The organism is Collinsella sp. AM23-17 (genome assembly GCF_003470945.1).
Classification (GTDB): Bacteria; Actinomycetota; Coriobacteriia; order Coriobacteriales; family Coriobacteriaceae; genus Collinsella; species Collinsella aerofaciens_O.
In genome coordinates, this window is sequence record NZ_QRHU01000007.1 from 12,543 (window position 1) to 37,515 (window position 24,973).

Genomic DNA, 24,973 nt, shown 5'->3' on the forward strand with positions numbered 1-24,973 from the left:
ACCAATTCAGCATAGCACGGGCGCGCAATAGTAAAACACCCGTAACCGATGAATGGCGATATGTTTATCCGATGCTCAGCGATAGCTTAACAACCCGCCAAAACAAAGCGCCCTAAACGGTAGGTTCAATCCCCAAGTGCTCAAAGGTGCGAAGCGTTGCCTGGCGGCCCTGGGGCGTGCGAATCATCAACCCGCACTGCAGCAGATACGGCTCATAGACATCCTCGAGCGTGCCCGGGTCCTCGCCCACCGCGCTGGCAAGGGTCGTAAGTCCCACGGCACGACCGGAGAACGTCTTAGCGAGCGTCTCCAAAATGCGAATATCCATCCAGTCCAGACCGAGCTCGTCGATCTCGAAGAACTCGAGCGCCTGGCGACAGATATCGAGCTCGATGGGGCCGTTGCCGCGCACCTGTGCGTAATCGCGCACGCGCTTGAGCAGGCGGTTGGCAAGACGTGGCGTGCCGCGCGAACGCGAGCCGATCTCGAGTGCACTGGGATGGTCGATCGTCACGCTCAGGATAGTCGCCGAGCGCGTCACAATCTGCGCGAGTTCCTCGACCGTGTAGTAATCCAAGCGATATGAAATGCCAAAGCGGTCGCGCAACGGGCCGGTCAACATGCCTGAGCGGGTCGTTGCTGCTACCAGCGTAAACTTGGGGATATCCAGGCGAATCGAGCGCGCCGCCGGACCCTTGCCAATCACGATATCGAGGGCAAAGTCCTCCATCGCGGGGTACAGGACTTCCTCGACCGAACGGTTGAGGCGGTGGATCTCGTCGATAAACAGCACATCACCCGGCTGCAAGTTAGTAAGGATGGCCGCCAGGTCGCCCGTGCGCGCGATGGCGGGGCCACTCGTGGTCTTGATCTGAGCGCCCAGCTCGTTGGCGATAACCGTAGCCAGCGTGGTCTTGCCCAGACCCGGAGGGCCCGAGAAGATCACGTGGTCGAGCGTCTCGCCACGGCTCTGCGCCGCTTCGATCAACACGCGCAGGCTCTGCTTGATATGCTCCTGGCCGCAGTAATCGTCCAGGCGCTGGGGGCGCAAAGTGCGATCGACATCGAGGTCCTCGGCCGTCAGCTCCGAGCCCACCATGCGCTCGCCGTGCGCCATGGATGCCGCCGGCGAGTTGCCGGGCGTCGCCCACAGGTCCTGAGAGTCATCGGCTTCCCACATCACGCATCCATTCCGAGTCGCTTAAGCGCCGCGCCGAGCAAATCCTCGACACGCATATCCTGCCCATCATACCCGCTCAGGGCAACATCGGTCTCCTGCGGGCTAAAGCCCATGGAAAGGAGCGCCGCACGGGCGTCATCGATGGCTGAGGGAGCGGCAGCGGGCACGGGCATCGCAACCTGGCCGGGAATCACGTCGACCGGCACAAAGCCCTTGTCCTTGGCAAAGGTGCTCTTGAGCTCCAGGATCAGACGCTGAGCTGTCTTTTTGCCCACACCGGGCACCTTGGCCATGCCCTTGTCGTCCTCGGCCATCACCAGCGAGCACAATTGCCCCACGGTATAGGTGGAAAGCACGGCGAGCGCCAAGCGCGGGCCAACGCCCGAGACAGACACGAGCCGATCGAACATCGTGCGCTCATCCTTAGAGGAAAAACCGAAAAGTGTCATGGCGTCCTCGCGCACCTGCATACGCGTGTAGAGGCGGACCTCGCCGCCGGGCGTCGGCAACGTGGCCGCAGTGCTGCCCGAGATGCCGAGCTCAAAGCCAACGCCCGACACATCGACGACAGCAGAGCTCATCGTGGCCTCGACAAGCGTTCCGTGGAGCTGGGAGATCATCAGTATCCGGTTCCTCTCTGTTGATAGAACTCGCCGCCGGTAAGCGCCCGGGTACGGCTGAGGTTAACGTGGCAGATGGCGCAGGCCAGGGCATCGGCGGCATGGTCGGGATGCGGGTCGTGATCGAGCTGCGTGAGCGTGCGCACCATGTAGGCGACCTGCCGCTTATCTGCGGCACCGGTACCCACCACAGCCTGCTTGATCTGCATAGGCGTGTACTCGCCGATCTCGAGCGCGCACTCCGAAAGCGCCACGAGCGCGGCACCGCGGGCATGTGCCGTGGGGATTGCCGAGCGGACATTAGCGCCAAAGTAGATGCTCTCGATGGCAGCGGTATCGGGTCGATAACGCTCCACGACACCCTTGAGGTCGCGGGCGATATGCGACAGGCGCACCGCGAGCGGACTGCCTGCGCTGGTCTCGATGCAGCCATAGGCACGGCAGCGAACCTCGCCACGCCGCTCCTCGATAATCCCCCAACCCGTATGAGCCAAACCGGGGTCGATGCCCAAAATAACCAAGCCAACCTCCCCTCGTCTTTTACCAAGCGCAAGGCAAGGCCCCGCGCACTACTCACGAACGTCTGTTCTAGAATAACACAACGGGGTCAAGATGCTTAGTTGAAGTATCGGGGTTGAGAGCGAATCCCATCCCCAGTTTAGTTCTGCGAGAAGAATGGGAACTGTCGGGGATTAACCGGCGGATGCGGCATCGGGCCACCCTGAGGACCACCTTGCGGTCCGCCCTGGCCGCCCATCATCTTATCGATGGCGTCCTGAACCTCGCCCTCGAACTTTTTCATTCCCTCGTGTAAACGACGCTGACCGTCTTCAGAGCGCAACTCCTCCATTTGTTCGGGCGAAATACCCAGTAGCTCGCCCAGCACGCCCATCATCTCGTTTCGCACGCGCTCGCTCGTATCCTCGTCAGCAAAACGGCGCACCTCGGCGCGCGCCAGCGAATCGACCGTCATACGCTCCTTGCCGTTAAGCCCCAGGTCGGACCACGCGAGCATGTACGGCCAGGAGCGCTCGGCAAACGAACGGGACGAAACGATCGGCGCCGTCGGCAACATGCGGCGGGCAGCCTCACCCTGTCGAACGAGCATCAGCAGCAGCGAGCAGGCCTCAGGCTTGCCAGCGGCCATCGGGATGTCGTCGAAAGATCGATTGCGGTCCACGTGCGCCTCAAGCGCGCCATCGATCTCACCCGGCTCGAGCCCGCCGAGCAGCTGTGCCGCGCGGTCGAGCATATCGACCGGACCGTCGAGCGTCGAGAGCGCCTGCGCCAGCACTCGCTCCATACAATCTTCCACCGCGTTGAGCGTCACGAGCTCTTGGGGTACCACGGCAGACGTGCGATTGCGCACACGCGCCACAAACTCAAGCGTCGACAGGTACACATCGCCAAAGGGCGCGTAATCGCCCTGGTAGCCGCCGCAAAGCGCCGGCGCCGCCAGCGCGTACTCGGTTTTGGACAGCGGGCTCAGCGCCATCGCACCCAGCTCGAGCGCCGTGTCCTCCAGCATGAGGCCCAGCGTGCGCGAGCGCAGGCGCTCTGCATCGCCCGCCGACACGTCGCGATCGAGCACACGCGCCGCATCCGGTGCATCGCGCTCGACGGTGCGAATGTGCAGACGCTCGGCGATGGCGCGGACGGCGGCACAGCGGGCAGCCTCGGCCTCTTCCTGCGCCGGCGTAAAGATACGGTTGCGCCCCAGCACCAGGCCAATCACATTACGCGGGCCCAGAGCGTCGACGGCCAGCGCCGCCAGCAGGGACGACGGCAAGTCGCCCTCGAGTGCCACCACGGCGCGCGACGCACCGTGGGCCCGGGCGTTGTCGCGCACGGCGAGCACCAGTGCCTGCCACAGCCACTCCTCGGAACGGAACTCGGTCAGTTCGTGATCTTCCAGGGCATCGAGCATCACGCCGCGCTGAATCTCCTGAACCAGCAGGCTCTCCTCAAAACACGGCGCTTGGGCCACCACGCGACCGCAGTCGTCGAGCACAAACGAACCGCCGGTATACACCGACTCGTCATAGGCACCGACCGGCGCCATACAGGCAAACCACACGCTGCGCTTGGATGCGATCTTGCGGTAGGCGCCGCTGCGAACGGCGGCAATGGCGGCAGTCTCGCGGTCGGTCATGTCAAACGCATTGAATTGGAAATACGCAATGAGGTCAACACCGGTCGGCAACATCTCGAGTTCGCGGTCCAAGTCAAAAATCACGGCGATGCGCACGCCGTCCACGTCGAACACCGGCGGCGCCCAACGCGTGTCGTTGTTCTCGCCACGCTGCAGGGCAATGCTCGAACGCGCCGGCACCACATGACCGTCCTTGAGCATCATGTAGTCGAGCAGCGGCTGACCCTCAAACGAAACCGCCGCGGGCACGATGCAGATCATGTCAAGCTCCTGGATGCGCTCGGCGACACCAGTCAAGCCGGCAAGCACGTCGTGCTCAAAGTCGGCAGCGCCCACCAGGCCACCGGGCATGGCGCCCATAAAGAGCGGAGCCGGAACGCACAGCACGCGCGCCCCGCGCTCGTGGGCCAGACGAGCCTGGTCCTCGATGCGGCCGCAAATGCCCTCAATATCACCCAGGCGCATATCGATCTGTGCAAGCGCGAGCTTCATGGCTCAGCCCTTTCCGTCGTAAACCATCGAAATCGTAGTAAAAGCGCCGGCCGCATGATGCAGTCGGCGCTCGCATGTGCATATGCTAGCTATGATACCCCGAGCGGGGGCGCGCTCCTAGAACGTCGCGGACCACAGCCCGTGCAGGTTGCAGTAGGCATAGACGGTACCGGTCTTGGAACCGCCGGCAAAAAACGTCGCGGGCTTCATGCCGGGCTCAAGGTAATGGACCTCTAAGCGGCCCTCGGCCTCAAGGGCGATCCACTCAATATAGTGCTCGGGCAGGCTGGGGTGCTCGACCGAGCCAACGCGTGCGCGAATCACGTGACCGTCGCGCTCGGTCTCGACAACAGGCACGTGCTTCTCGTGCGCCGCGTCCTCAGTGTTTGCGGTCAGTTCCGTGCAACCGGCAGGGGTTGCAACGTCGTTGCCAAGGGCGGCAATGAGCTTACCGTCGGGGTCCTTAAAGAATTTCGCCATGATGTTCTCCTTTGCTGACGTGCCAATGTTCTTGATGGTTCTTATGCCCAAAGGCAGACAAACCATCCACGGCATTGCAAATGAACACATAACGGGCGGGGACGATGGGGCAGCGTGCGCTATCCGCCCTGGCGGCCCCACCCGAGCGGGTTAGCGCCCGTCGCCGCCCAGCAGCGCCAGAACATCTTCGCGGGTAAACAGCGCCGACGAGATGCCGTCGCCGCCGAGCACGCTGTTGACCAGGTCGCGCTTGGACTCCTGCATCTGCATAATGCGCTCCTCGATCGTGTCCTTGGCGATGAGCTTGTACACGGTCACGGTATGTTGCTGGCCAATACGGTGCGCGCGGTCGGTCGCCTGGTCCTGCGCTGCCACGTTCCACCACGGGTCGTAGTGGATGACCACGTCGGCCGCCGTCAGGTTAAGGCCCACGCCGCCCGCCTTGAGCGAAATCAAAAAGACCGGAACCTCGCCCGCTTGGAACTGCGCGACCATCTTGGCGCGGCTCTCCTTAGACGAAGCGCCCGTGAGCTTAAGGAAGGCGATGTCCTCCTTGGCCAAGCGCTTACCGATGATATCGAGCATACCCGTAAACTGGCTGAACAACAGGATGCGATGCCCGCCGTCGAGTGCGCCGTGCACGAGCTCCATACACGTATCGAGCTTGGCGCTCCCCGCCTTGTAATCCTCGTAGTGTAGACGCGGGTCGCAGCAGATCTGGCGCAGCTTGGTGAGCTCGGCGAGCACCTTGAGCTTGTCCTTCTTAAACTCCCCAGCCTCGCGGTGCTGCACCTGCTGGGCGATGCGGTCCTGGTTGGCCAGGTAGAGCTTGCGTTGCTCGCCGGTAAGCTGTGCCATCACCGTGTCTTCGATCTTTTCGGGCAGGTCGGCCACCACGTCTTCCTTAACGCGACGCAGCACAAACGGCGACACGAGCGCCTGCAGGCGAGCGGCGCTATCGCCCTCGGCATGCTCGACGGGGCTCTCAAAGCGCTTGGCAAACGACTCGCGCGTCCCCAAAAGGCCCGGCATCAAAAAGTCGAAGATGCTCCAGAGCTCGGACAGGCGGTTTTCGATGGGCGTGCCCGTCAGGGCAAAGCGCACGCCGGCAGGCAGGCGCTTGGCGGCGCGCGCCACCTGCGTGAGCGGATTTTTAATGTACTGGGCCTCATCGAGCACCACGCGGGCAAAATCCTGCTCGACGTACTCGTCGATATCGCGCCGCATAAGGTCATACGACGTCACGACCACGCTATGCTCGGCCACGCCGGCGATCTGCACGCGGCGTTGAGCCTTGGCGCCCACAATGGCGCACACATCGAGCGACGGGGCAAAGCGCTCCAGCTCGGCAGTCCAGTTGTACACGAGTGAGGCCGGGCATACCACGAGCGTGGGCTTGGTGTCCCCCGCCTCCACGCGCGCCAGAATATGCGCAATCATCTGGAGCGTTTTGCCCAGGCCCATGTCGTCGGCCAAGATGCCGCCAAGGCCCAGGTGTTCGAGCGAGCCGAGCCACTGGTATCCGTCGACCTGGTAGCCGCGCATCGTTGCCTTGAGCGATGCCGGCACCGTAAAGTCCATCTTGCCGAGCGTATCCAGGCGCTCGACGGTACGGCGGAACGCAGCGTCGCGATCGGCCTCGAGCGCCGGCGTGCGTGCGAGCATGCTGTCGACGAACAGGGTACTCGACGCGGGAAGCGACACGCCGTCGAGCAGGTCGACGGCATCGACACCCAGGTCCTCGGCAAGGCCAAACGCGGCGCGCGCCCCCTCGTCCAGGCGAATGATGTCGCCGGACGTAAGGCGCGCAAACGTTTGATGGCGCTTGTACGAATCGAGATAGACGGCAAGGTCCGCGGCCGAAAGCCCGCTCGCGCCCAGCTCGACATCGAGCAGATTGCTCTTAACGGTCGCACGAACCGAGAGCTTGGGCGCGGGGCGGACCGAGATCTGGCGCAGACGGTCGCTAAGCATGACCTCACCCAGCTCGGACAGGGCGGACAGGCCCTCGGTCAGCAGGCAGAACAAGCGGGCGTCATCGCGCTCCTCAAACGCCAGACCGCCCTCGTAGAAATCGAAGTACAGGGCCGCCGTATCCATAACGCGAAACTCCGCCACCTCGTCGCGGGGTGGCACACCGGGGCGCTGCTCTTCGAAGGGGCTGCCCGGAGCGCCCAGGCCAAAGAGATCCGCCGACCAGTCACCGTAGGTAACCGTAATCTTGCAGGTCACGAGCCCATCGTCGACGCCGATTGCCATGGCAAAGCTCGGCTCGGGCGCCACGGTATCGAGCGCAGCGGGCGCGGTAAGGTCGGTATAGTCGCGCAAAATGGGCAGCGCCATACGGCAGAACTCCCCCACCTGCTCGGCGGCGATATGGGCGGGCGTGCGGCACGGCAGCAAGCGCGACAAAAAAGGTGCGGCATGCTGAGCAAATGCAGCGTCGGTACGGCGCGCGCGGCGCGTGTCAACCAAGTAGGCGGCATCGCCCGACGCAAAGCAGTACATATCGGCGGGCAGGCGCAGGTCATAGCTACCACCAGCCGCCGGCGCGATTTTGGCGGCAAGCAGCGGTGGACGCTTAGCGGATGCCCCGTCCTCCCCTTGCGGAGACAGCTCAACCGCCACGTCGTAGGTGCGATGCGTCGTCATCCCCCGCGACCAGGCGGGCTCAAAGGAGATGGTCTGGCCGCGCAGCAGGTCCAGCACATATACGATGCTATGCTCGGACAGCGGCAACTGACGCTCGGCAACAAAACCGCTGCGGACAAAGTCGTACGACGCCGAACGCGAGCTTGTGATGTCATCGAGATAGGCAACTGTCGTCGCAACAAGGTTGAGCAGCTTTGCCGATGTTTCGTCAAAGGCCTCAGGTGAATGGACAAACGTGAGCTTCTTGCCATAGGAGAACGTGCCGCCGCGCACGTAGGCATCGGCCATGCCGTCGATGTCCTTGACCACGTAGGAGACCGATCCACAGCGAATGCGGAACTCGAGCGCCCAGCTAAAGCGGTCAGCGAACAGCGGATTGTAGTACGGCACCAACGAGGGCTCCAACGCCGCTTTGGGGGCGTCGGGATCAACGGCACCGGCAAGCTTGCGGCGCATGCTCGCCAGCTCATCCATGCGCGCGTCCGAAAGATCGGAAAGCGCCGCCACAAGGCTCGGGCTCGTGGGGACGGGCGCCGGGAAGGGAAAGTTGGGGTTGACGGCCGGCGCGGCGGACGCGGCGCGCGCGGGCTGTTTCGGCTGCGCCGTAAACGTGCGAACCGGCGTGCGCAAACCTTCGACGGGCTCGGCGCCGCTGGCATCCAAATACGCCAGCGCCGTGGCAATAGCGTGCTTACACATACCGGGGTAACGATAGGCGGCGGGACAATCGCAGTCGTAGTCGATCACCTCGTGCTCGTCCATGTCGAGCGCCACGTGCGTCTTGTACAGGTCGCCGCGCGAGCCGCGCACCGAGCCCTCAACCGTCACGTTTTTGGAGAAGCGCGAGCCGCTGTCCTCGATCGACAGCACGGCGCCGTTGAGCATGAGCGAACGCCCCTTCATAAAGGTGCCGCTCAACGCCGCCTCTTTGCGAAGCGCCTGCACAAACGTCCCCTGCGCCATCACTTCCTCCAATCTCACCCGGGGTAGCTTAGATCACCGTCACGCGGCCCTGGTTACCCACAATGGCCTTGGCCTCGGCCAGCAGCGGAATCGAACGCGCGTTGACCTTGGCAGGTACCTCGGCACGCAGCACGCGCCCGTCCACCTGCTCGATAAAGATCTCCACGCGGTCGCCGCCCGGGTTAGCGGTGAGCACCGTGGCCAGGCGCGCCATATTGCCCTGGCTAAAGCGGCTGTTGGGCACCATGACCTCAAACACCTTGGGCTTGTTGTTCTCCTCGTTGAGCTCCAGCGGCACAATCTCCTGCGCGATGATCTGGTCGCCGCGGTCCGAGCGCTCGAGCTTGCCCTTGATGCGCACAAAGGCGTCGGACAGCTGCGCGCCGGTCTCGGGATCGACCTCGCCGTACAGATACCCCTCGGCCTCCTTGTAGGTCTTGGGGAACACCACGACCGTGGCCTCGCCTTCCATGTCCTCGAGCTGCACGATGCCCATGGGGTCACCGTTTTTGGTCACGCGCTTGGACACGCTCGAGACCATGCCGGCCCACCACAGCGCCTTGCCCTCGGGAATCTCCTGGTTGATGGTGCCGCCCGTAGGATTCTGAACTTCGTAGCCGGTATCGATCTGCGAGAACGAGAAGTCGCGCGCCTTGGCTAGTGCATACTCAAACGGGCGCAGCGGGTGGTCCGAGACATAGATGCCCAGAACCTCCTTCTCCTGGCTCAGCTTAAGGTGGCGGTCCCACTCCTGGCCGTCCGGATCGGGCACGCTCACCTCAAAGCCCGAGCCCTCAACGTCGCCAAACATGTCGAAGAACGAGGTCTGGCCGCTCGCGCGGTCCTTCTGGCGCTTTATCGCGGCGTCGATGATGTTCTCGGGGTTGTTCTTGTCCACAAAGTGCATCATCTGACGACGCGGATACCCAGTGGAGTCGAAGGCGCCTGCCTTGATCAGCGATTCGATTACGCGACGGTTGGCCTGGCTCGAGTCCACGCGCTCGACAAAGTCGTGCAGTGTCTTAAACGGACCGCCCGCCTCGCGCTCGGCGATAATCGCCTGCGCCACGCCGGTGCCCACGCCGCGGATGCCGGCCAGACCAAAGCGCACGCCCTCCTTGGTAGCCGTGAACTCGGTGCCGGACTCGTTGACATCTGGCGACAGCACGGGGATGCCGTCGTGACGGCACGCCGAGACGTAGTGCACGATCTTGTCGGTCTTGCCCGTATAGGACGTCAGAACGGCCGCCATGTACTCGTGCGGATAGTGCGCCTTGAGCCACGCCGTCTGCATAACCAGGATGGCGTAGCCGGCGGAGTGCGACTTGTTGAAGGCGTAGGATGCGAACTCGAGAACATCGTCCCAAATCTTCTGGGCGACCTCGCGCGTGTAGTTGTTCTTGATAGCGCCGTTCATCCAGTGGTCGTAGGTGGTCTCGTCCGAGCCATCCTCCCAGTGCAGCACCGTCGACGTGAGCAGCTTGATCTTTTTCTTAGCCACGGGCTTACGGATACGCGAGTCCGATTCGCCCTTGGAGAAGCCGCACATCTCGACGGAGATGAGCATAACCTGTTCCTGGTAGACCATGGTGCCGTAGGTTTCGCCCAGGATGTCGTCCAGGCGGTCGTCGTAGGAGACGGCCGGCTCCTTGCCGTTCATACGGTTGATGTAGGACGAAACCATGCCGGCGCCCAGCGGGCCCGGGCGGTACAGGGCGATCAATGCCACGACGTGCTTGTACTCGGTGGGCTTCATGTTCTTGATCGTGGCCGTCATGCCGGCGGACTCGACCTGGAAGACGCCGGCGGTATGGCCGGAGCCCATGAGCTTAAAGATCTCGGGGTCGTCAAAGGGGATCTCTTCCTCTTTGATGTCGATGCCGAAGTTCTTTTTGATGTTTGCCTTGGCCTTGGAGATAACCGTCAGCGTGCGCAGGCCCAAGAAGTCCATCTTGAGCAGGCCCATGTCGGCAACGGTATGACCTTCGTACTGGGTAATCTCGACGCCGCCCTTGGTGTCGAGCTTGGTGGGCACGTGCTCGTTGACGGGGTCGCGGCAGATCAGAACGGCGCACGCGTGCACACCCTCGCCACGGGTAAGGCCCTCAATCGAGAGCGCCGTGTCGATGATGCGGCGGGCGTCGTCGTCCTTTTTATAGGCCTCGGCAAAATCGGGGTTAAACAGATCCTCTTTGCCGGGTTGCTTTTCGAGCACCTGCTTGAGCTTGACCTTGGGGTCGCTCGAGACCATCTTGGACAGACGCTGGCCCATGTAGACCGGGTAGTCCAGGACGCGCGCAGCGTCGTTGATGGCCTGCTTGGCCTTAATGGTCGAGTAGGTGATGACGTGGGTGACCTTCTCGGGGCCGTAGAGCTGGCGAACGTGCTCCACGACCTCGAGGCGCCGCTCATCGTCGAAGTCCATATCGATATCGGGCATCTCGGTACGCTGCGGGGACAGGAACCTCTCGAACATCAGACCGTTCTCGAGCGGGTCGAACGCGGTGATGTTCATGGCGTAGGCGACGATAGCGCCGGCGGCCGAGCCACGGCCGGGGCCGACGCCAATGCCGTTGTCCTTGGCCCATTGCACGTACTCGGCAACAATCAAGAAGTAGGCGGCAAAGCCCTTGTCGCAGATGACTTTGTATTCGTACTCAAAGCGCTCTTTGATGTTGACGCCACCAATCTCGCGCGTGGCCCAGTCGTCGCCGTAGTGCTGGCGCAGGCCCTTCTCGCACTCGCGGCGGAACTGGCTCTCGTGCGTCTCGCCGGGATCGAGCAGCGGGAAGCGCGGCAGGATGATGGAGTCCCAGTCCAGCTCAACGTAGCACTTGTCGGCGATTTCGAGCGTGTTGTCGCAGGCCTCGGGGCAATACGGGAACATCGCCCGCATCTCCTCCTCGGTCTTCATGTAAAACTCCGAGCCAGTCATGCGCATGCGGTTAGGGTCGTCGACCTTGGCGTTCATGCCAATGCACATGATGACGTCCTGCACGGGCGCGTCCTCGCGGCGCAGGTAGTGGAAGTCGTTGGTGGCGATGACCTTGACGCCCACCTGCTTGGCGATATCGATGAGCGTACGGTCCATCTGCTCGTCGGTCAGACCATTGTCGGTAGTGATGCCGTGTTCCTGGATCTCGATGTAAAAGTCGCCGGGTTCGAAGGTATCGCGGAAGGTCTCGGCCCACTTGATGGCGCCCTCCATGTCACCGCGGTCGATGTATTTGGGGATGATGCCCGCGATGCAGGCGCTCGTGCAGATCATGCCCTTGGCGTGGCGGCGCAGGTTGTCGAGCGTCACGCGCGGCTTATAGTAAAAGCCCTGCACGGCGGCCTCGGAGACCGTCTGCATCAGGTTGACGTATCCCTCCTGGTCCTTGGCCAGAAGGATCATGTGGTAGAGCTCGGGCTTATGGTCGCGGGCAAGCGTCTCGTCCGGCGTAAAGTAGACCTCGCAGCCAAAGATGGGCTTGATGACCAGAGGCGGCTTGAGCTCGTCGATGTTGCCCTTCTCGTCCCACATGGCCATGTCCTTCACATACTGGGCATGCTCGCGCGGGCTGGACTCGGGATCGGGCTCCACCAGCTCGTCGCGGCGGTCCTTTTCCAAGAAGGCCTTGTCGTGGCTCCAGGTTTTGTACTCGGGCGTGTTGTGGTTGACGGCGTCGCAGGCCAGCGCCAGGTCGGGTACGCCATACATGTAGCCGTGGTCGGTAATGGCCACGGCGGGCATGCCCAGCTCAACGGCACGATTGACCATATCCTGGATACGGGTTGCGCCGTCGAGCATGGAGAAAACAGTGTGATTGTGCAGATGGACGAATGCCATGTGATGAGCTCCGATGCGGGTTCGTGTTCTGACTGAACGATTTTACCCCACGGCACGGACAGCGCCCGAACCTAGCCAAACCCACACGGCTACTCACGCAGTTGCGGTGAAATACGGACTGTTTGGCGGCTTTTTTGGCCAAAACAGTCCGTATTCCACCGCAAGTTATCTGAGGGCTAGAGGCTGTAGGTGACCACCTGAGGCTCGCACGGGTTGGCGGGGTCGACTTGCTCCACGCGGACGAACTTGACGGTCACGGCCTCAAAGCCCGCCTTGTGCAGAACATCAGCGTAAACGCGCGCCTGCAGGGCGTGCTTCTCCTGCAGCTGTTCCGGCGTCTCGTCCGGTGTGCCGCCCGTCTTGTAGTCGATGACCAGCGCGCGTGACGAATCCGCCGGGTTCGTCGCCAAAGCATCGATGGCGCCCTCGGCATATGCAGCGTAGCGAGCGATGTCCTCATCCTCGCAGCCCAGCGAAAAGAACGGCACCTCGGCGCGAACGCACGGCCAGGCAAGTAGCTCGGCACGGACCGCCGACTTGAGCCAGCGATCCAGGGCAACGTCGAAGCGTTCGCGCTGTTCCGGCGTCAGGTGCCACAGGCGAGCCAGGGCGTCGGCACGCTCGGCGGGCAGCTCATCGGCACCCATCTCGATCAGCCACTGGCAGGCGGCATGGAAGGCCGAACCCAAGGCCATGGGATTGCCGGCGGGCTCGACAGCGGCCACGTCCGCATCCGTCATTTCCGAGCCATCCGACTCGGCATCATCGCCAGCCTCGTCCATGGGCACGCGCGCCTCGGCGGCACGGTCCTCGGCCTCGGCATGCAGCGCCGCGGCAATTGACGAGTAGCTGTACGAATCGCGCACCGGATACGGGCAGGCGCCCATGCGCACGCCCACCGTCTGGGGATACACGAGCTCAAACGCATCGGGCTCGGGGTCGGCAGGGCCGGGAACGGCGGCGCGGGCATCCGCACCGGCGCCCCCCGGCTCCGCATCGCCGCGGACAAGCCTGCCCTCGGCATCCAGAGAAGCATTGGCCTCAAACGCCTGCTCGCCAAACGTAAAGTCCGCCAGCGAGATGAGCTCGTAGTCGCCCGGCTTGGAGTTGTCGAACACCAGGCGGTCGGCATCGAGCTGCGGCATGTCCAGAGCGTCGGTAGGCAGAATACGACGCAGCACGTCATAGGTCAGATCGGTCTCGACGTCGAAGGTCGGCGCCGTCACCTTGCCGCGGCTCACGCCGGCATCCATCGCCAGAATGACCAGCTCTCGCGCACGCGTCATGGCGACATAGAGCAAGCGAGCCCGCTCCTCGAGCGAAAGCTGCAGGTCGTCGTTACGCAGGCGGGCAAATGCCTCGGCGGGAGAGCCCGTCGCACAGACGTCCTCCATGAGCTCTGGCGGCAGCCACAGCGACGTGCCCTTGCCCTTAAACGCGTGCTCAAACTGTTTTTTGACGTCATCGCCCTTCACGAACGTGCCGTCCGCGAGTTTAACGCCGTCGAAGCGTGCCGGCAGCGCCACGACCTGCGCTCCGCCCTCGACACGCCCCATCTGAGCCGCACCGGACGATTTGCGCACGCCAAAACACTCGGCAACCGCTACGACCGGATACTCCAGACCCTTGGACGCATGCACCGTCATGATGCGCACCGCGCCGTCGCCCTCCTCGTTGAGCGCGCCCGGGGCCTCCTTGCCCGCCAAGAAGCGGTCGAAGGCGAGCGCGATGGAGCGCGGAGAATTGCCGAGCTCGGCCTCTGCCTCGGCCACGGCGTCGAGCGCCTTGAGCACGTTGGCGGCGATGGCCTTGCCCTCGGGACCACGCTGCGCCAGACGCACAAACCAGCCGGAGGCGTTGACAGTATCGCGCGCGATGGCGGCGAACGAATCGCGCCCCACGCGACGAAGTGCATAGCGCAGCACCTCACGGGCGCGCGTCAGCAGCGGCAGATCCCGCAGCCCCGGCACATCGCAATCGCTCATGATGCCCACGTCGATGTTGCGGCGCGAGGTCTCCCCCGTCTGGTCGTCCAGCTTGGTCGCCAGCGCCAGGAACTCCTGAGCGCCGAGCGCAAACATCGGCGAGGCCAGCAGCGGCATAAGACCCTGCGCCGTATCGGCCGGGTTAGCAAGCGCGCACCCCAGGGCACGCACCGTTTGGACCTCGGCAGCCTGGGCAAAGACCGAGCCGCCCGCGATGACGCAGTCGAGCCCCTGGTCGCGAAACGCCTGTGCGTAGACATCGGCATTGGTCATGCGCCCCAGTAGCAGTACCATGCTGCCCTGGGGCTGGCCCGCTTTAACGAGCGCTTGGAATCGCTCCGCAATCGCACGAGCTTTCGCCTGCGTTCGCTCCTGGGTGCTGCCGCCGGCAACGAAGACCGCCTGGCGGCGCGACGCCTTTGCCTTGAGCTTGTCCTCGCGATCGTCACTCGGCTCAAGATCCAAGAACCCCTGCATCAAACCACCGGTATCGCCGTCAAAGACGCGCGCCACATAGCGCAGCACCTCGTCGTGGCTGCGGAAGTTGCGCACGAGTTTGACGAGCTCGCCGGCGGGGGCATCGGATGCGGCAGCCGTCTCGGGCGCAGCAGAGGAGCCCACTTTGCGCTCCTGGCGGCGGAAGACCTCAACCTCGGCGCCACGGAAGCGGTAGATCGACTGCTGCGCATCGCCCACGGTACACAGCGCACGCTCACCCGCGCCGGTCAGGTAACGGATCAGGTCAACCTGCATCTGGTCGGTATCCTGGAACTCATCGATCATGACCATCTTAAAGCGGCCCTCATAGGCTGCTCGAATAGCCGGGTAGTCGCGCAGCGCCTCGTACGCCATGCGCAGCAGGTCGTTGTTATCGAGCGCGGACTGGCCGGCCTTCAGCGCGCGATACTCGGCCTCCACGGAACGGGCCAGGCCCACCAGTGCATCGAGCGCGGGGGCACCGCAGGCAAGCACGATATTGATAAATGCATCAGCAGCCTCGGCCTTGAGTAGCTCCACCTGCTCCTTAGAAAACGCCTTGCTCGCGCGCGGCATGGTGCACGACATCATAAGTCGCGCCGCATCGACCATGGTCTTGCCGCTCGCCTCGAACGCGTCGATGGCATCGAGCGCCGTCTGCGCCTTCTCGGTCGCGGCCTTGCTTGCGCCCAGCGCCGCGCGATAGGCGTCGGCAAGCGCAGAGGTGTCGGCCTGGCCGCGCGCCACGCACACGTCGTCCATACCGCCCGGCAACTGACTCGACAGCTCCAGCAGGTCGCGCACCAGACCCTTGATGGTCGTGCCGGCGCCAAAGGGACCGCCCTCGCCCGCCATGGGATACCAGGCGTAGAGGGCCTTGAGCGATGCCGCGAGCTCGGGGACGGCATCGGGCGCCGTCGCGCGGGCCAGCACATGCTCAACAGCCTGGTCCATAAGCTCGTCGGTATCGGTGAGCACCGTGAACTCGGGGTCGATGCCCAGCTCCAACGCGTGTGCGCGCAGGATGCGCGAGCACATGCCGTGAATGGTCGAGATCCACGCATCGTCGACGGTCAGGGCCTCCTCGTCCATACCCTCTTCGATAAGCGCGCGACGCACGCGGTCGCGAATCTCGGCCGCGGCATCTTTGGTAAAGGTAATGGCGAGCACCTGATCCAGATGCTCGACAAACGGACCGGATTCGGGCGAGAGCGCGTAGACGATGCGGCGCGTGAGGGTAAAGGTCTTGCCCGAACCGGCGCCCGCCGAGACAAACAGCGGACGGTCGAGCGTTTTGACGACTTGCAGTTGTTGCGGCATCAAAGTCGAAAGATCCATGGTCTACACGTCCCTCCTTACAAACGTTCCTTCGTGGTTATACGAGCAGCGCGCATGCGCGGCCTGAGCCGACGTCGGGTCGACGGCGGCAACGTCGCCTGCCTCGAGTTCGTGCAGGCGCTCGGCGATGCCGGCCTCCACGCGATCGAGCAGGGCGTCGAAGTCCATGCTGCCACCCTCGCCGGGAAAGCCCTTCTTAAGCCCCGGGATGCGGCCGTCACCACGCTCCTCCTCGAGCAGCTCGGCACTCGCGGCGCCGCGCAGCGCCGGTTTGCCGCCCTTGGTCGAAAAATAGAGCGCCGCACGGGCATCCAGATCCAGCGCCCGGCGCATGGCCTGCGCATAGATAAGCGTCTGGGTATGGGGCGGCAGCCACCGCGGGTCGTCGATGGCGGCCTCGCCCGATTCCTCGTCGCGCACCGTGGGGTCGGCGAGTTTAAACTCCTCAACGCCCGTGCGATGCTTGTAGTCGATTACCACGGCGCGATTCTCGGCATCCACATCCACGCGGTCGATGCGCCCGCCGAGCGGCCAACCGGCATACTCGACCTGGAGCTCGTTGAACGCAAACTCCAGGTAGCGCGGAGCAAAGGGGGTGAGCGCCTCGGACTCGTAGGCAAGCACGCCCTCCAGCTGCGGCAAGATCTCAGCCACCTGGCGCTCCTCCACTGGAGAGAGCGGCACCAGCGGGCCCTCGGTACCGCGCTTGCCCGCATGCTCGGCCAGGGTCTCGGCAAAGACCTCGCGCAACAGCCCCTGCGCGCGCGGCAGATTCATGGGCGTCACGCGCTCCATGCCCTCCTGCGTAAGACGTGCATGCAAGTGCTCCAGCACGTCATGGACAAAGTTGCCCTTCTCCATGTTGCCAAAGCCCGCATCGATGGACTGAGGTTTGACGCGATACGAGACGAACCAGCACAGCGGGCAGGTGGAATAGGCCTCGATCTGCGAGGCGGACGTCAGGCGCGGCACGAGCGGCGCGCCCTCGCCCTCGCCATCGCGACGGCGCAGGACCAAATACGGCACGGCCTCGGCACTCAGATGCTGAGGGGCTTCACAGGTCACGCGCTCGCGCTTGAGACCTTCGCCTGCCGCGGGATCGAAGTCCCTTACGATATCGCCCTCACCCACGCACTTCGCCTTGTCGGCGTCAGCGGCCTCGGCGTGCGCCCGCAGCTCGGTCCACACGGCAGCCGGATAGCACTCGCGCGCCTGGCGATCGTGCGTCACGCGGGCGAGCGCAACCGGACCACGCGACGCTTGCATCGCACGGCCAAAGCGCACGCGCAGCAGGGCCGCAGGCTCAAGCGTCACGCCCTCGCGACCAAGGCTCGCCGTCAGCGTAGCCAGCGGTCCCTCCTCGTGCGAGAGCGGATAGCTGTCCAGATCGACATCGGCAAACAGCACAGCATCGTAGCTGCCGGGGCGCAGAGCCGCCGCATCGGCAAGCGAAGCAAAACGAACCTGAGCACGTGGCGCACGGTCAACCTCGTAGGTCTCGTAATCGTAGGCGGTACTACGCTTGTCCACCTTGGTGCGAATGCCATCGAGCACGGGCACGATCGCGGCCTGCGACACGTCGAGCGCGCGGGCGCCATTCATAAGGATGCCGATGACGTGGCGCAGCAGGGCCACCTCCGCTTGGCGACGGGCTTGGCCATCCAAGCTGCCCAGCGAGCGATCGGGCAACGCCTCGGCAACGGCAAGCATGGCCTTGAGCGCCGTCACGGGCTTGTCACGCCACAGCGCCTGGAACACGTCCGAGACCACGCACGGCACGTTCTTAAACCAGTTCTCGTCGCTCGCCGCCTTGCGCGCGCCCCTCACCTGGCCTTGGACGCTCTGCAGCAGGCTCTTAACGCCCGCGGTAGTCTTGCTGCGCGAGAGACGCATATTCTTATCGAAGGTACGGGCATTGACGGCATCAGCGCCCGAAAGCGGACTGTAAATCCAGTCGGTAAGCTCCGGCGCGGGCCACCACTCAGTCTTAGAAGCTGCCCCTTCGTCGGCGGCCTTCATACGCTCGATCAGGTTGGCGAGCGCCGTGAACTGCCTGCCCGCAATGGATTGAGAAAACGCCGTGAACTCAACTGTCTCGGCAGCGATATGACGAGCCGCCAGACGAGAGGCGAGCTCACCGAACAGCTGGGGTGCCCGGGCAGAAACAACGAGCACGCGTACGGGGTCGGCGGGCGTTGCAGCAGCCTTATCGTCCTTGGACTCCTTGTGCGTTTTCGCCAACTTATCGATGGCGTCCGCATAAGCATGGGCACGGGCATGGGGGCCGGCGACCTCAATAAAGGCAGGCTGAGCAGCGGACTTGGAGGCAGTCTGGGGCGCGGCGGCGCCCTCCCCCAGCGGCGCGATCTCAAACAGCACACCGCGGACATCAAATGCCGCGGCAAGCTCCTCGCGCATCGCCGCTTGCTCGCGGGCAAGCAGCACGACAACCTCTCCCCCGTTGTTTGCCACGGCGGACAGCAGCTCGAGCAGGCTATACGTAAATGACGTGACGCCGCGCACGCAAACGGCGCGGGCGCACCCCGGCAGGTTGTCGGCCAAAGCGCCGGCCATAATGTCAGCCGCCTCGCAGGGCTCGACCATATCTCGACGGTCCAAACCGCGCGCATAGGCGCACAAAAGTTCAAACACGCGAGCCTCGGCGTCGCTTTTGGGCTTGGGCTTGCAAACGTTGTCGCAGCAACGCTCGGTGCCTGTCCCTGCCACACCCGGCAGCACATCGCGAGCCATACGCGCGAGCATACGCACCGTGCCCTGGCTGCGCGAAAGCGGCTGCAGGTCGGCGTCGTCGAGGCGCGCTACCATGTCCGAAAACAGCATCTGGCGCTGCAGGTTGTCGACGAAACCGCGCCCGTCGCCCAAAAGCTCCCAAAGCGAGCGAAGCCACGATGTAGGCGTCTTGTAGTCAATACCCAGCGAAACGCCGGCTTCCGCCGCATCATGACGGCACAGGTCGAGCTCGGCAAACGTTGGCGCCAGCAGCACGGCACGCCCGTGGCGGGCAATAAGGTCGGCAAGCAGCGCCGCCTCGGCATCGCTCAAATCCGCGCCGGCGTTGGTGGTATAGATTCGAACAGGCATGGTCCTCCACTCAAACCGTTCGCAATATTCAATGCTTCCATCCTACCCGCCCGCGCGGACAGATTTGCCCCACGCCAACAGATTTGACCCCTTGGAGACAGAGGAAAATGGATCACCGAGGAGGTCAGTCTAACCCAGTGATCCGTTTTCCTCCGTCCCCAAAGGATCAAAAAACCGCCCCCGAAGGGACGGTTCTGCGCAATTCGTTTGTTGCCGCTGGCCTACTCGCCATCCTCCAGCTTGATGAGGATCTTGCGATAGCCGCCGTACTCGCCGTTGAGTGCCTTGGACACGCGGCTCACCGTAGTGGACGAAGCGCCGGTGCGGGCCTGAACCTCAACATAAGGCTCGCCCTCATCCAGATAACGCGCAACCTGCAGACGTTGCGAAAGATCGCAGATCTCGCGCGGCGTGCAGATATCGGTCAAAAACGCCTGGATATCCTTCTCGTCATCCAAAAGACTAAATGCGTGGACCAGCTGCTTGACATCAGGCTTGTCAAACATGTTCTCGATATTCATCGATCACCGCCAAACCCGCCATAAGGCATCGAAGTTGATACTGACATCGGGCATCGTTCGCCCGTTCTATGCAATAGGGCAACGCCTGTGGCTTTTGCCCGTAGCAGTGTAGCACACCACCAAACTAAAGCGACAAGACTCTCTGCCAGCGGCGCGTTTTTCAGGACGAACGCCGTTTGAAACCGAATGCGCACGTAAGCTCCACGAATATCTGAGACAATGGGCGGCCGAACAAGGCGGCACACCCGAGCGGCCGTCCAAGCCGCCGCAGCAAACCGCTTCACGCGACACCGACGCACCCTGCGCAAGAAAGGATTCACACCATGCGCTTTATGCTTAACTGGCTCTTTACCTCGATCGCCATCGCGATTGCCACGTTCCTCGTCCCCGGCATCCAGCCCTTCGGTTTTGCCGAGGCCTGGGTCTGTTTCGCCTTCGTGGGACTGTTCCTGAACATCGTCGATTCGCTCGTCAAGCCGTTTCTGACGGTTATCTCGCTGCCGCTCACGATCATTACGCTGGGTATTTTTCAGCTCGTAGTCAACAGCTTTATGCTCGAGCTGGCCAGCTATCTGTCGGTCAATCTGCTGGGCGCGGGTATCTCCATCGCCAGCTTTGGATCGGCCTTTATGGGCAGCATCCTGGTATCCATCATGCGCAGCATTCTCGATAGCATCGCCGAGGGCTAGAACTGTTCAATACGAACCGTCATATCGACCCAAAACAAAGACCGCCCATCGCAAAAATGGGCGGCCTTCTTATTTGTCAAGTCTCAAAGGACGAGAGAATCTACCATTTCCACCCCGTCCCCAAATGCAGGTGTGGGTTAGATGACGTAGTCGTAGCCTTCGTTGGGAGCGACAAGTTGATCGAGCGTCACACCGTCGAGGTAGTCGTTAATGAGCTTGTCCAGGTTCTTCCATACGTCGAGCGTGGGGCACTCATCCGAACGCGAACAGCCCTTGCAGTCGCCGTCCAGACATGCGACCGGCGCCAGACTGCCCTCGGTCAGGCGCAAGATCTCGCCCACCGTGTACTGCTCGGGCGGGCGCGTGAGCACATAGCCGCCGCCCTTGCCGCGCATGCCCGAGAGCATGTTGGCGCGGACGAGCGTAGCCAAAATGTTCTCCAAATATTTCTCCGAAATCCCCTGACGCGCGGCGATCTCTTTGAGGGGAATGCGGCCTGCCGCCTGGTGCTCGGCCAGGTCGACCATAACGCGCAGGGCATATCTGCCCTTAGTGGAAACCAACATATATAGTGCTACCTTTCGGTCTTTTAATTCGTAGAAATTCTAGCCGAAATATTGGTTTTGAAAATACCTATTCCCGTCAAGATGGTTAATCAACTTGCAATAAACTCCTATTTCCTATTGCATTACTAGGCTTTACTGTCTACTATGCTTGCCAACAGCAAAACGAACAACCTATAAGGTTTGTGGGTTTCACTGCTACACACACCGTAAAACCACACGGTATCCAGTCATTTGAACACTTTGGAGGTTCATCATGAGCAATGTTTACACGTCCATCGATCAGCTTGTCGGCCACACCCCGCTCCTGGAGCTCACCCACTTTGAGGCCGACGAGGACCTCAAGGCCCGCGTGCTCGTCAAACTGGAATACTTCAACCCCGCCGGGTCCGTTAAAGACCGCGTCGCCAAGAACATGATTGACGAGGCCGAGAAGGCCGGCAAGCTCGTGCGCGGCGGCGACTACACCATCATCGAGCCCACGAGCGGCAACACCGGCGTCGGCATCGCTTCGGTGGCGGCGGCCCGCGGCTACAAGGTGATCATCACCATGCCCGAGACCATGTCCGTCGAGCGCCGCAAGCTTATGCAGGCATACGGCGCACAGCTCGTGCTCACCGACGGCTCCAAGGGCATGAAGGGTGCCATCGCCAAGGCCGAGGAGCTGCAGAAGGAGACGCCCAACAGCATTATCGCCGGCCAGTTTGTGAACCCCGCCAACCCCGCCATCCACAAGGCCACGACCGGCCCCGAGATCTGGGATGACACCGACGGCGAGGTCGACATCTTCGTCGCCGGCGTTGGCACCGGCGGTACTGTGACCGGCGTGGGCGAGTTCCTCAAGGAGCAGAACCCCCAGATTCAGGTCGTCGCCGTTGAGCCCGCCACTTCCCCGGTGCTCTCTAAGGGCCAGGCCGGCCCGCACAAGATCCAGGGTATCGGTGCCGGCTTTGTGCCCGACGTCCTCGACACCCAGGTCTATGACGAGATCATCCCCGTCGAGAACGACGACGCCTTTGCCACCGGCCGCGCCGTGGGCCACAAGGAGGGCGTGCTCGTGGGCATTTCGTCCGGCGCCGCCGTGTGGGCCGCGCTGCAGCTGGCCAAGCGCCCCGAAAACGAGGGCAAGACCATCGTGGCGCTGCTCGCCGATACCGGTGAGCGCTACCTGTCCACGGCGCTCTTCCAGGACTAGGGCCTGTCGCCCATAGGTTGAGCCCACGGACGAGCCGGTTTCCTCTCTCCCGGCAGTCTGAGCCCATCCAATCAGGGTGTCCCACGAGACGTCCGAACTTGTTACAATGTCTGCGGCGCGGAACCAGCCTCCCGCGCCGCTTTTCTTTTTTGGCCACATGCCACCAAGGAGAACCTCCCCATGCACAACAAGCGCGTGCTCGTCGCCATGAGCGGCGGCGTCGATTCCAGCGTGACCGCGTACCTGCTCAAAAGCCAGGGCTACGAATGCGTCGGCGCCACCATGCGCCTCACCCGCCCCGCACCCGACCCCGCCACGGGCATGAGCAAAGTCGACAGCGACATCGCCGATGCAAAGGCCGTCGCCGAGCGCCTGGGGATACCCCACCATGTGCTCGACCTGCAGCAGACCTTCGACCGCAACGTTATCGAGCGCTTCGTGACTGCCTATCAGGAGGGGCTGACGCCCAACCCATGCATCATCTGCAACCGCCATATTAAGTTTGGCGCGCTGCTCGATGCGGCACTCGATATGGGCTGCGACTACATCGCCACAGGTCACTACGCCAAAACGAGCCAGGCGTCCGACGGCACCTGGCAGCTGAACCGCGGCGAGGACCCCAAGAAGGACCAAAGCTACTTTTTGTATTCGCTCACGCAGGAGCGCCTGGCACGCACGATCTTTCCGCTGGCTGGGCTGGACAAAGAGCGCGACGTGCGCCGCATTGCCGCCGAGCAGGGCTTCATCAACGCCCAGAAAGCCGAGAGCGAGGATATCTGCTTTATCGCGGACGGCGACTACGCGGGCTATATCGAGCGCCGCTGCGGACATGCCGCCGAGCCGGGCGACATTGTGTGGCGCGACGGCAGCGTGGTCGGACGTCATAACGGCGCGCTGCGCTACACCATCGGCCAGCGCAAGGGCTTGGGCGTCGCGATGGCGCATCCCGTGTACGTAACGGGCATCGATGCCGCCAACAACATTGTGCATCTGGGCGAGGCCGAGGACCTGACGGCCACAGCGCTCACGGCCAACGACTGGATCTGGAGCGCCCCGGCAGAGCGCATGGAGGCTGAGCTCGATGCCGGCGGCATTCGCGTGGGTGCCAAGTACCGCTACCGTCAGAAAGACCAGGCAGCGACCCTTACACGTGGCGAAGATGGGCAAATGCTGCTAACTTTTGACGAGCCGCAACGAGCCATCGCCCCCGGCCAGGCCGTCGTTATCTACCGCGGCGACATCGTCCTGGGCGGCGGCACCGTGACCGGCGCGCTTAAGTAGCCGCGGGTTTATCGCTGCACGTGTCGAAGTGCCTCAACAGCGGCACCAATCTCGATTACGCGACGCTCGAGGCCGCGGCGGATGGCCTCGAGTCGACCCTCCGCCGTCGCCCACTCGCTCTGCGAAAGAATCTCGATCGCTTCATCAACAAATCCGTTGAGCCGCGACGAATCGAACCAATCGAGCAAATCCGCAAGCGCCAGCTGGACGGAAGGGTCGGGCCCAAACGGCTTAGCGGAAAACCCAAACTCCCCAGCTGCGAGCACGGCAGTTGGTACGTTGTACCACAGGCAGTTGCCGCTATCGAACAGCGGAGCAGGTTTTATCTCCAGGGTGTCGACATTGCGGATGATGCCGAAGTTTCGCCAATGGCGGTCGCTGTTGGCCAAAAGGGCATCGCAGACAATCATCTGCGACATAGACCTTCTCACAGCGGCCTCATCGACACCATGCTTGCCGAGGTAGCAACAGTATCGATCGTATGTCGAGTTTCCCCGCTGGCTACCAAATGCGCCCTTAACGTAAACAGCCGGAACATATTCCTCGCGGCCATCAAGAAAGTCATCGCACAGGCACACGGGGCCATCAAACATGTGCTCAACCGTGTAAGGAACAAACTCCCCCTTGGAAAGCAAGCGACGATGTAGAGCCGTTGCAACCGCCTCGTTAAAGGGACGCTGATCGTCCATCCCGCACCCTTTAGCCAAAACGCGAATGCCGTTTCGGATCATCCACGATTTAGGAAGCTCGCCCTCGGACGTGTTATCCGGATTTTTAAGACCGATGCCTTCCAGCCAACCCGAACGCTCTTCGGACGCCGATCGCTCAAAATCATTCTCGAAGTAATTGAGGTTTCGCCATTCGAGCTCATCGCATTCTGCCGGCCGCAGCCAATAGCAATCCGAAAGCGAGAGGCCCAGGCACTGAACCGGCACCTCAGCGCCGTTGGCAATCCCCAGCTCGCGGTAGCGCGAGATAAGCCCAGGGCGAACATCGGGCACCGACCGATGCCCCCACCACGCGTTGAGCTCCCGCTTATTCACAGTTGGAGAAGAGCTCGAGCATGTGCCAAACGGCATTCGTTGCGCATCGAGGACCTCGGCGATTTCGAAGGGAAACTCGCGCGTCGGATCAAATGAGACATGCGCGACCTCATGGACGGCCGACATCAGCGTAAACTTGCGTCCCACATCGGCCGCAGGACGGCGTCCTCGCTTGCGGACCTTTTGGTAGGCGATCGCAGAATTGTACTCGACCAACTTCCGGCCGCCCACAATATCGCACACAAGCGTCCCCGATGCGGCAAGTTGCGATATGCGGGCTTTCGTAACGCCCAACAGGCGGGCGGCATCACCCATAGATAAGTACTCAGATGTATTCATATGCCGCATCACCTCGTTAAGTAATTTACACGTTTAGTTAATAGATTACATACATCATAATACTAAACG

General features: G+C 62.7%; 15 protein-coding genes. 3 read left to right on the forward strand and 12 right to left on the reverse strand.

Annotated features, from left to right (window positions below; genetic code table 11):
- Window positions 1-112 precede the first annotated feature (112 nt).
- From ruvB to DW645_RS03740, 10 genes are all read right to left on the reverse strand, one after another.
- On the reverse strand, window positions 113-1,180 hold the full coding sequence (ruvB, locus tag DW645_RS03695; RefSeq protein ID WP_089572158.1) for a Holliday junction branch migration DNA helicase RuvB: 1,068 nt from the start codon (window positions 1,178-1,180) through the stop codon (window positions 113-115).
- Window positions 1,180-1,800, reverse strand: coding sequence for a Holliday junction branch migration protein RuvA (gene ruvA / locus DW645_RS03700; protein ID WP_117799743.1), 621 nt, complete (start codon window positions 1,798-1,800; stop codon window positions 1,180-1,182). The genes ruvB and ruvA overlap by 1 nt, the downstream gene beginning before the upstream one ends.
- Window positions 1,800-2,321: a crossover junction endodeoxyribonuclease RuvC gene (gene ruvC / locus DW645_RS03705; RefSeq protein WP_035137351.1), complete on the reverse strand. Its 522-nt coding sequence runs from the start codon at window positions 2,319-2,321 to the stop codon at window positions 1,800-1,802. Before ruvC ends, ruvA begins: the two co-directional genes overlap by 1 nt.
- 137 nt (window positions 2,322-2,458) lie before the next feature.
- Window positions 2,459-4,444 carry a hypothetical protein gene (locus DW645_RS03710; protein WP_118226342.1) on the reverse strand — a complete coding sequence of 662 codons (1,986 nt, stop codon included), beginning with the start codon at window positions 4,442-4,444 and terminating at the stop codon, window positions 2,459-2,461.
- Between the two features lie 117 nt (window positions 4,445-4,561).
- Complete coding sequence (locus tag DW645_RS03715; protein WP_089572163.1) at window positions 4,562-4,924, reverse strand: desulfoferrodoxin family protein; 363 nt, start codon at window positions 4,922-4,924, stop codon at window positions 4,562-4,564.
- 150 nt (window positions 4,925-5,074) lie between these two features.
- Window positions 5,075-8,539, reverse strand: a complete 3,465-nt coding sequence (locus tag DW645_RS03720) for an SNF2-related protein (RefSeq protein WP_118226344.1) — start codon at window positions 8,537-8,539, stop codon at window positions 5,075-5,077.
- A 28-nt stretch (window positions 8,540-8,567) separates the two neighbouring features.
- Entirely contained in the window at window positions 8,568-12,371 is a 3,804-nt protein-coding gene (dnaE, locus tag DW645_RS03725) for a DNA polymerase III subunit alpha (RefSeq protein ID WP_117735950.1), read from the reverse strand.
- Between the two features lie 176 nt (window positions 12,372-12,547).
- Window positions 12,548-16,171 carry a UvrD-helicase domain-containing protein gene (locus DW645_RS03730; RefSeq protein WP_118226346.1) on the reverse strand — a complete coding sequence of 1,208 codons (3,624 nt, stop codon included), beginning with the start codon at window positions 16,169-16,171 and terminating at the stop codon, window positions 12,548-12,550.
- 3 nt (window positions 16,172-16,174) lie between these two features.
- The gene (locus tag DW645_RS03735; RefSeq protein WP_118226348.1) at window positions 16,175-19,273 is read right to left on the reverse strand and encodes a PD-(D/E)XK nuclease family protein; all 3,099 of its coding nucleotides are present in this window, start codon (window positions 19,271-19,273) and stop codon (window positions 16,175-16,177) included.
- Between the two features lie 221 nt (window positions 19,274-19,494).
- Complete coding sequence (locus DW645_RS03740; protein WP_022094855.1) at window positions 19,495-19,794, reverse strand: YerC/YecD family TrpR-related protein; 300 nt, start codon at window positions 19,792-19,794, stop codon at window positions 19,495-19,497.
- A gap of 323 nt (window positions 19,795-20,117) precedes the next feature.
- Between DW645_RS03740 and DW645_RS03745 the strand changes: the two genes are divergently transcribed.
- Window positions 20,118-20,483, forward strand: a complete 366-nt coding sequence (locus tag DW645_RS03745; RefSeq protein ID WP_055250947.1) for a phage holin family protein — start codon at window positions 20,118-20,120, stop codon at window positions 20,481-20,483.
- A gap of 137 nt (window positions 20,484-20,620) precedes the next feature.
- On the opposite strand, the gene DW645_RS03750 is transcribed toward DW645_RS03745, so the two are convergent.
- On the reverse strand, window positions 20,621-21,049 hold the full coding sequence (locus DW645_RS03750; RefSeq protein WP_089572175.1) for an Rrf2 family transcriptional regulator: 429 nt from the start codon (window positions 21,047-21,049) through the stop codon (window positions 20,621-20,623).
- 253 nt (window positions 21,050-21,302) lie between these two features.
- Here DW645_RS03750 and cysK point away from each other — a divergent pair, with 253 nt between their 5' ends.
- Together cysK and mnmA are read left to right on the forward strand one after the other, a co-directional pair.
- Window positions 21,303-22,241 carry a cysteine synthase A gene (cysK, locus tag DW645_RS03755; protein ID WP_118226350.1) on the forward strand — a complete coding sequence of 313 codons (939 nt, stop codon included), beginning with the start codon at window positions 21,303-21,305 and terminating at the stop codon, window positions 22,239-22,241.
- 57 nt (window positions 22,242-22,298) lie between these two features.
- The gene (gene mnmA / locus DW645_RS03760) at window positions 22,299-23,522 is read left to right on the forward strand and encodes a tRNA 2-thiouridine(34) synthase MnmA (protein ID WP_255413341.1); all 1,224 of its coding nucleotides are present in this window, start codon (window positions 22,299-22,301) and stop codon (window positions 23,520-23,522) included.
- A gap of 8 nt (window positions 23,523-23,530) precedes the next feature.
- Here the strand turns inward: mnmA and DW645_RS03765 are convergent, their stop codons facing one another.
- Window positions 23,531-24,904, reverse strand: coding sequence for a DNA-binding protein (locus DW645_RS03765; protein ID WP_147356626.1), 1,374 nt, complete (start codon window positions 24,902-24,904; stop codon window positions 23,531-23,533).
- Window positions 24,905-24,973: the final 69 nt, after the last annotated feature.

What these genes read in the sequence shown, in the direction of transcription:
- ruvB (WP_089572158.1), bottom strand. Translation starts at nt 1,180, where the DNA reads ATGTGGGAAGCCGATGACTCTCAGGACCTGTGGGCGACGCCCGGCAAC.
- ruvA (WP_117799743.1), bottom strand. Translation starts at nt 1,800, where the DNA reads ATGATCTCCCAGCTCCACGGAACGCTTGTCGAGGCCACGATGAGCTCT.
- DW645_RS03710 (WP_118226342.1), bottom strand. Translation starts at nt 4,444, where the DNA reads ATGAAGCTCGCGCTTGCACAGATCGATATGCGCCTGGGTGATATTGAG.
- DW645_RS03715 (WP_089572163.1), bottom strand. Translation starts at nt 4,924, where the DNA reads ATGGCGAAATTCTTTAAGGACCCCGACGGTAAGCTCATTGCCGCCCTT.
- DW645_RS03720 (WP_118226344.1), bottom strand. Translation starts at nt 8,539, where the DNA reads ATGGCGCAGGGGACGTTTGTGCAGGCGCTTCGCAAAGAGGCGGCGTTG.
- dnaE (WP_117735950.1), bottom strand. Translation starts at nt 12,371, where the DNA reads ATGGCATTCGTCCATCTGCACAATCACACTGTTTTCTCCATGCTCGAC.
- DW645_RS03730 (WP_118226346.1), bottom strand. Translation starts at nt 16,171, where the DNA reads ATGGATCTTTCGACTTTGATGCCGCAACAACTGCAAGTCGTCAAAACG.
- DW645_RS03735 (WP_118226348.1), bottom strand. Translation starts at nt 19,273, where the DNA reads ATGCCTGTTCGAATCTATACCACCAACGCCGGCGCGGATTTGAGCGAT.
- DW645_RS03740 (WP_022094855.1), bottom strand. Translation starts at nt 19,794, where the DNA reads ATGAATATCGAGAACATGTTTGACAAGCCTGATGTCAAGCAGCTGGTC.
- DW645_RS03745 (WP_055250947.1), top strand. Translation starts at nt 20,118, where the DNA reads ATGCGCTTTATGCTTAACTGGCTCTTTACCTCGATCGCCATCGCGATT.
- DW645_RS03750 (WP_089572175.1), bottom strand. Translation starts at nt 21,049, where the DNA reads ATGTTGGTTTCCACTAAGGGCAGATATGCCCTGCGCGTTATGGTCGAC.
- cysK (WP_118226350.1), top strand. Translation starts at nt 21,303, where the DNA reads ATGAGCAATGTTTACACGTCCATCGATCAGCTTGTCGGCCACACCCCG.
- DW645_RS03765 (WP_147356626.1), bottom strand. Translation starts at nt 24,904, where the DNA reads ATGAATACATCTGAGTACTTATCTATGGGTGATGCCGCCCGCCTGTTG.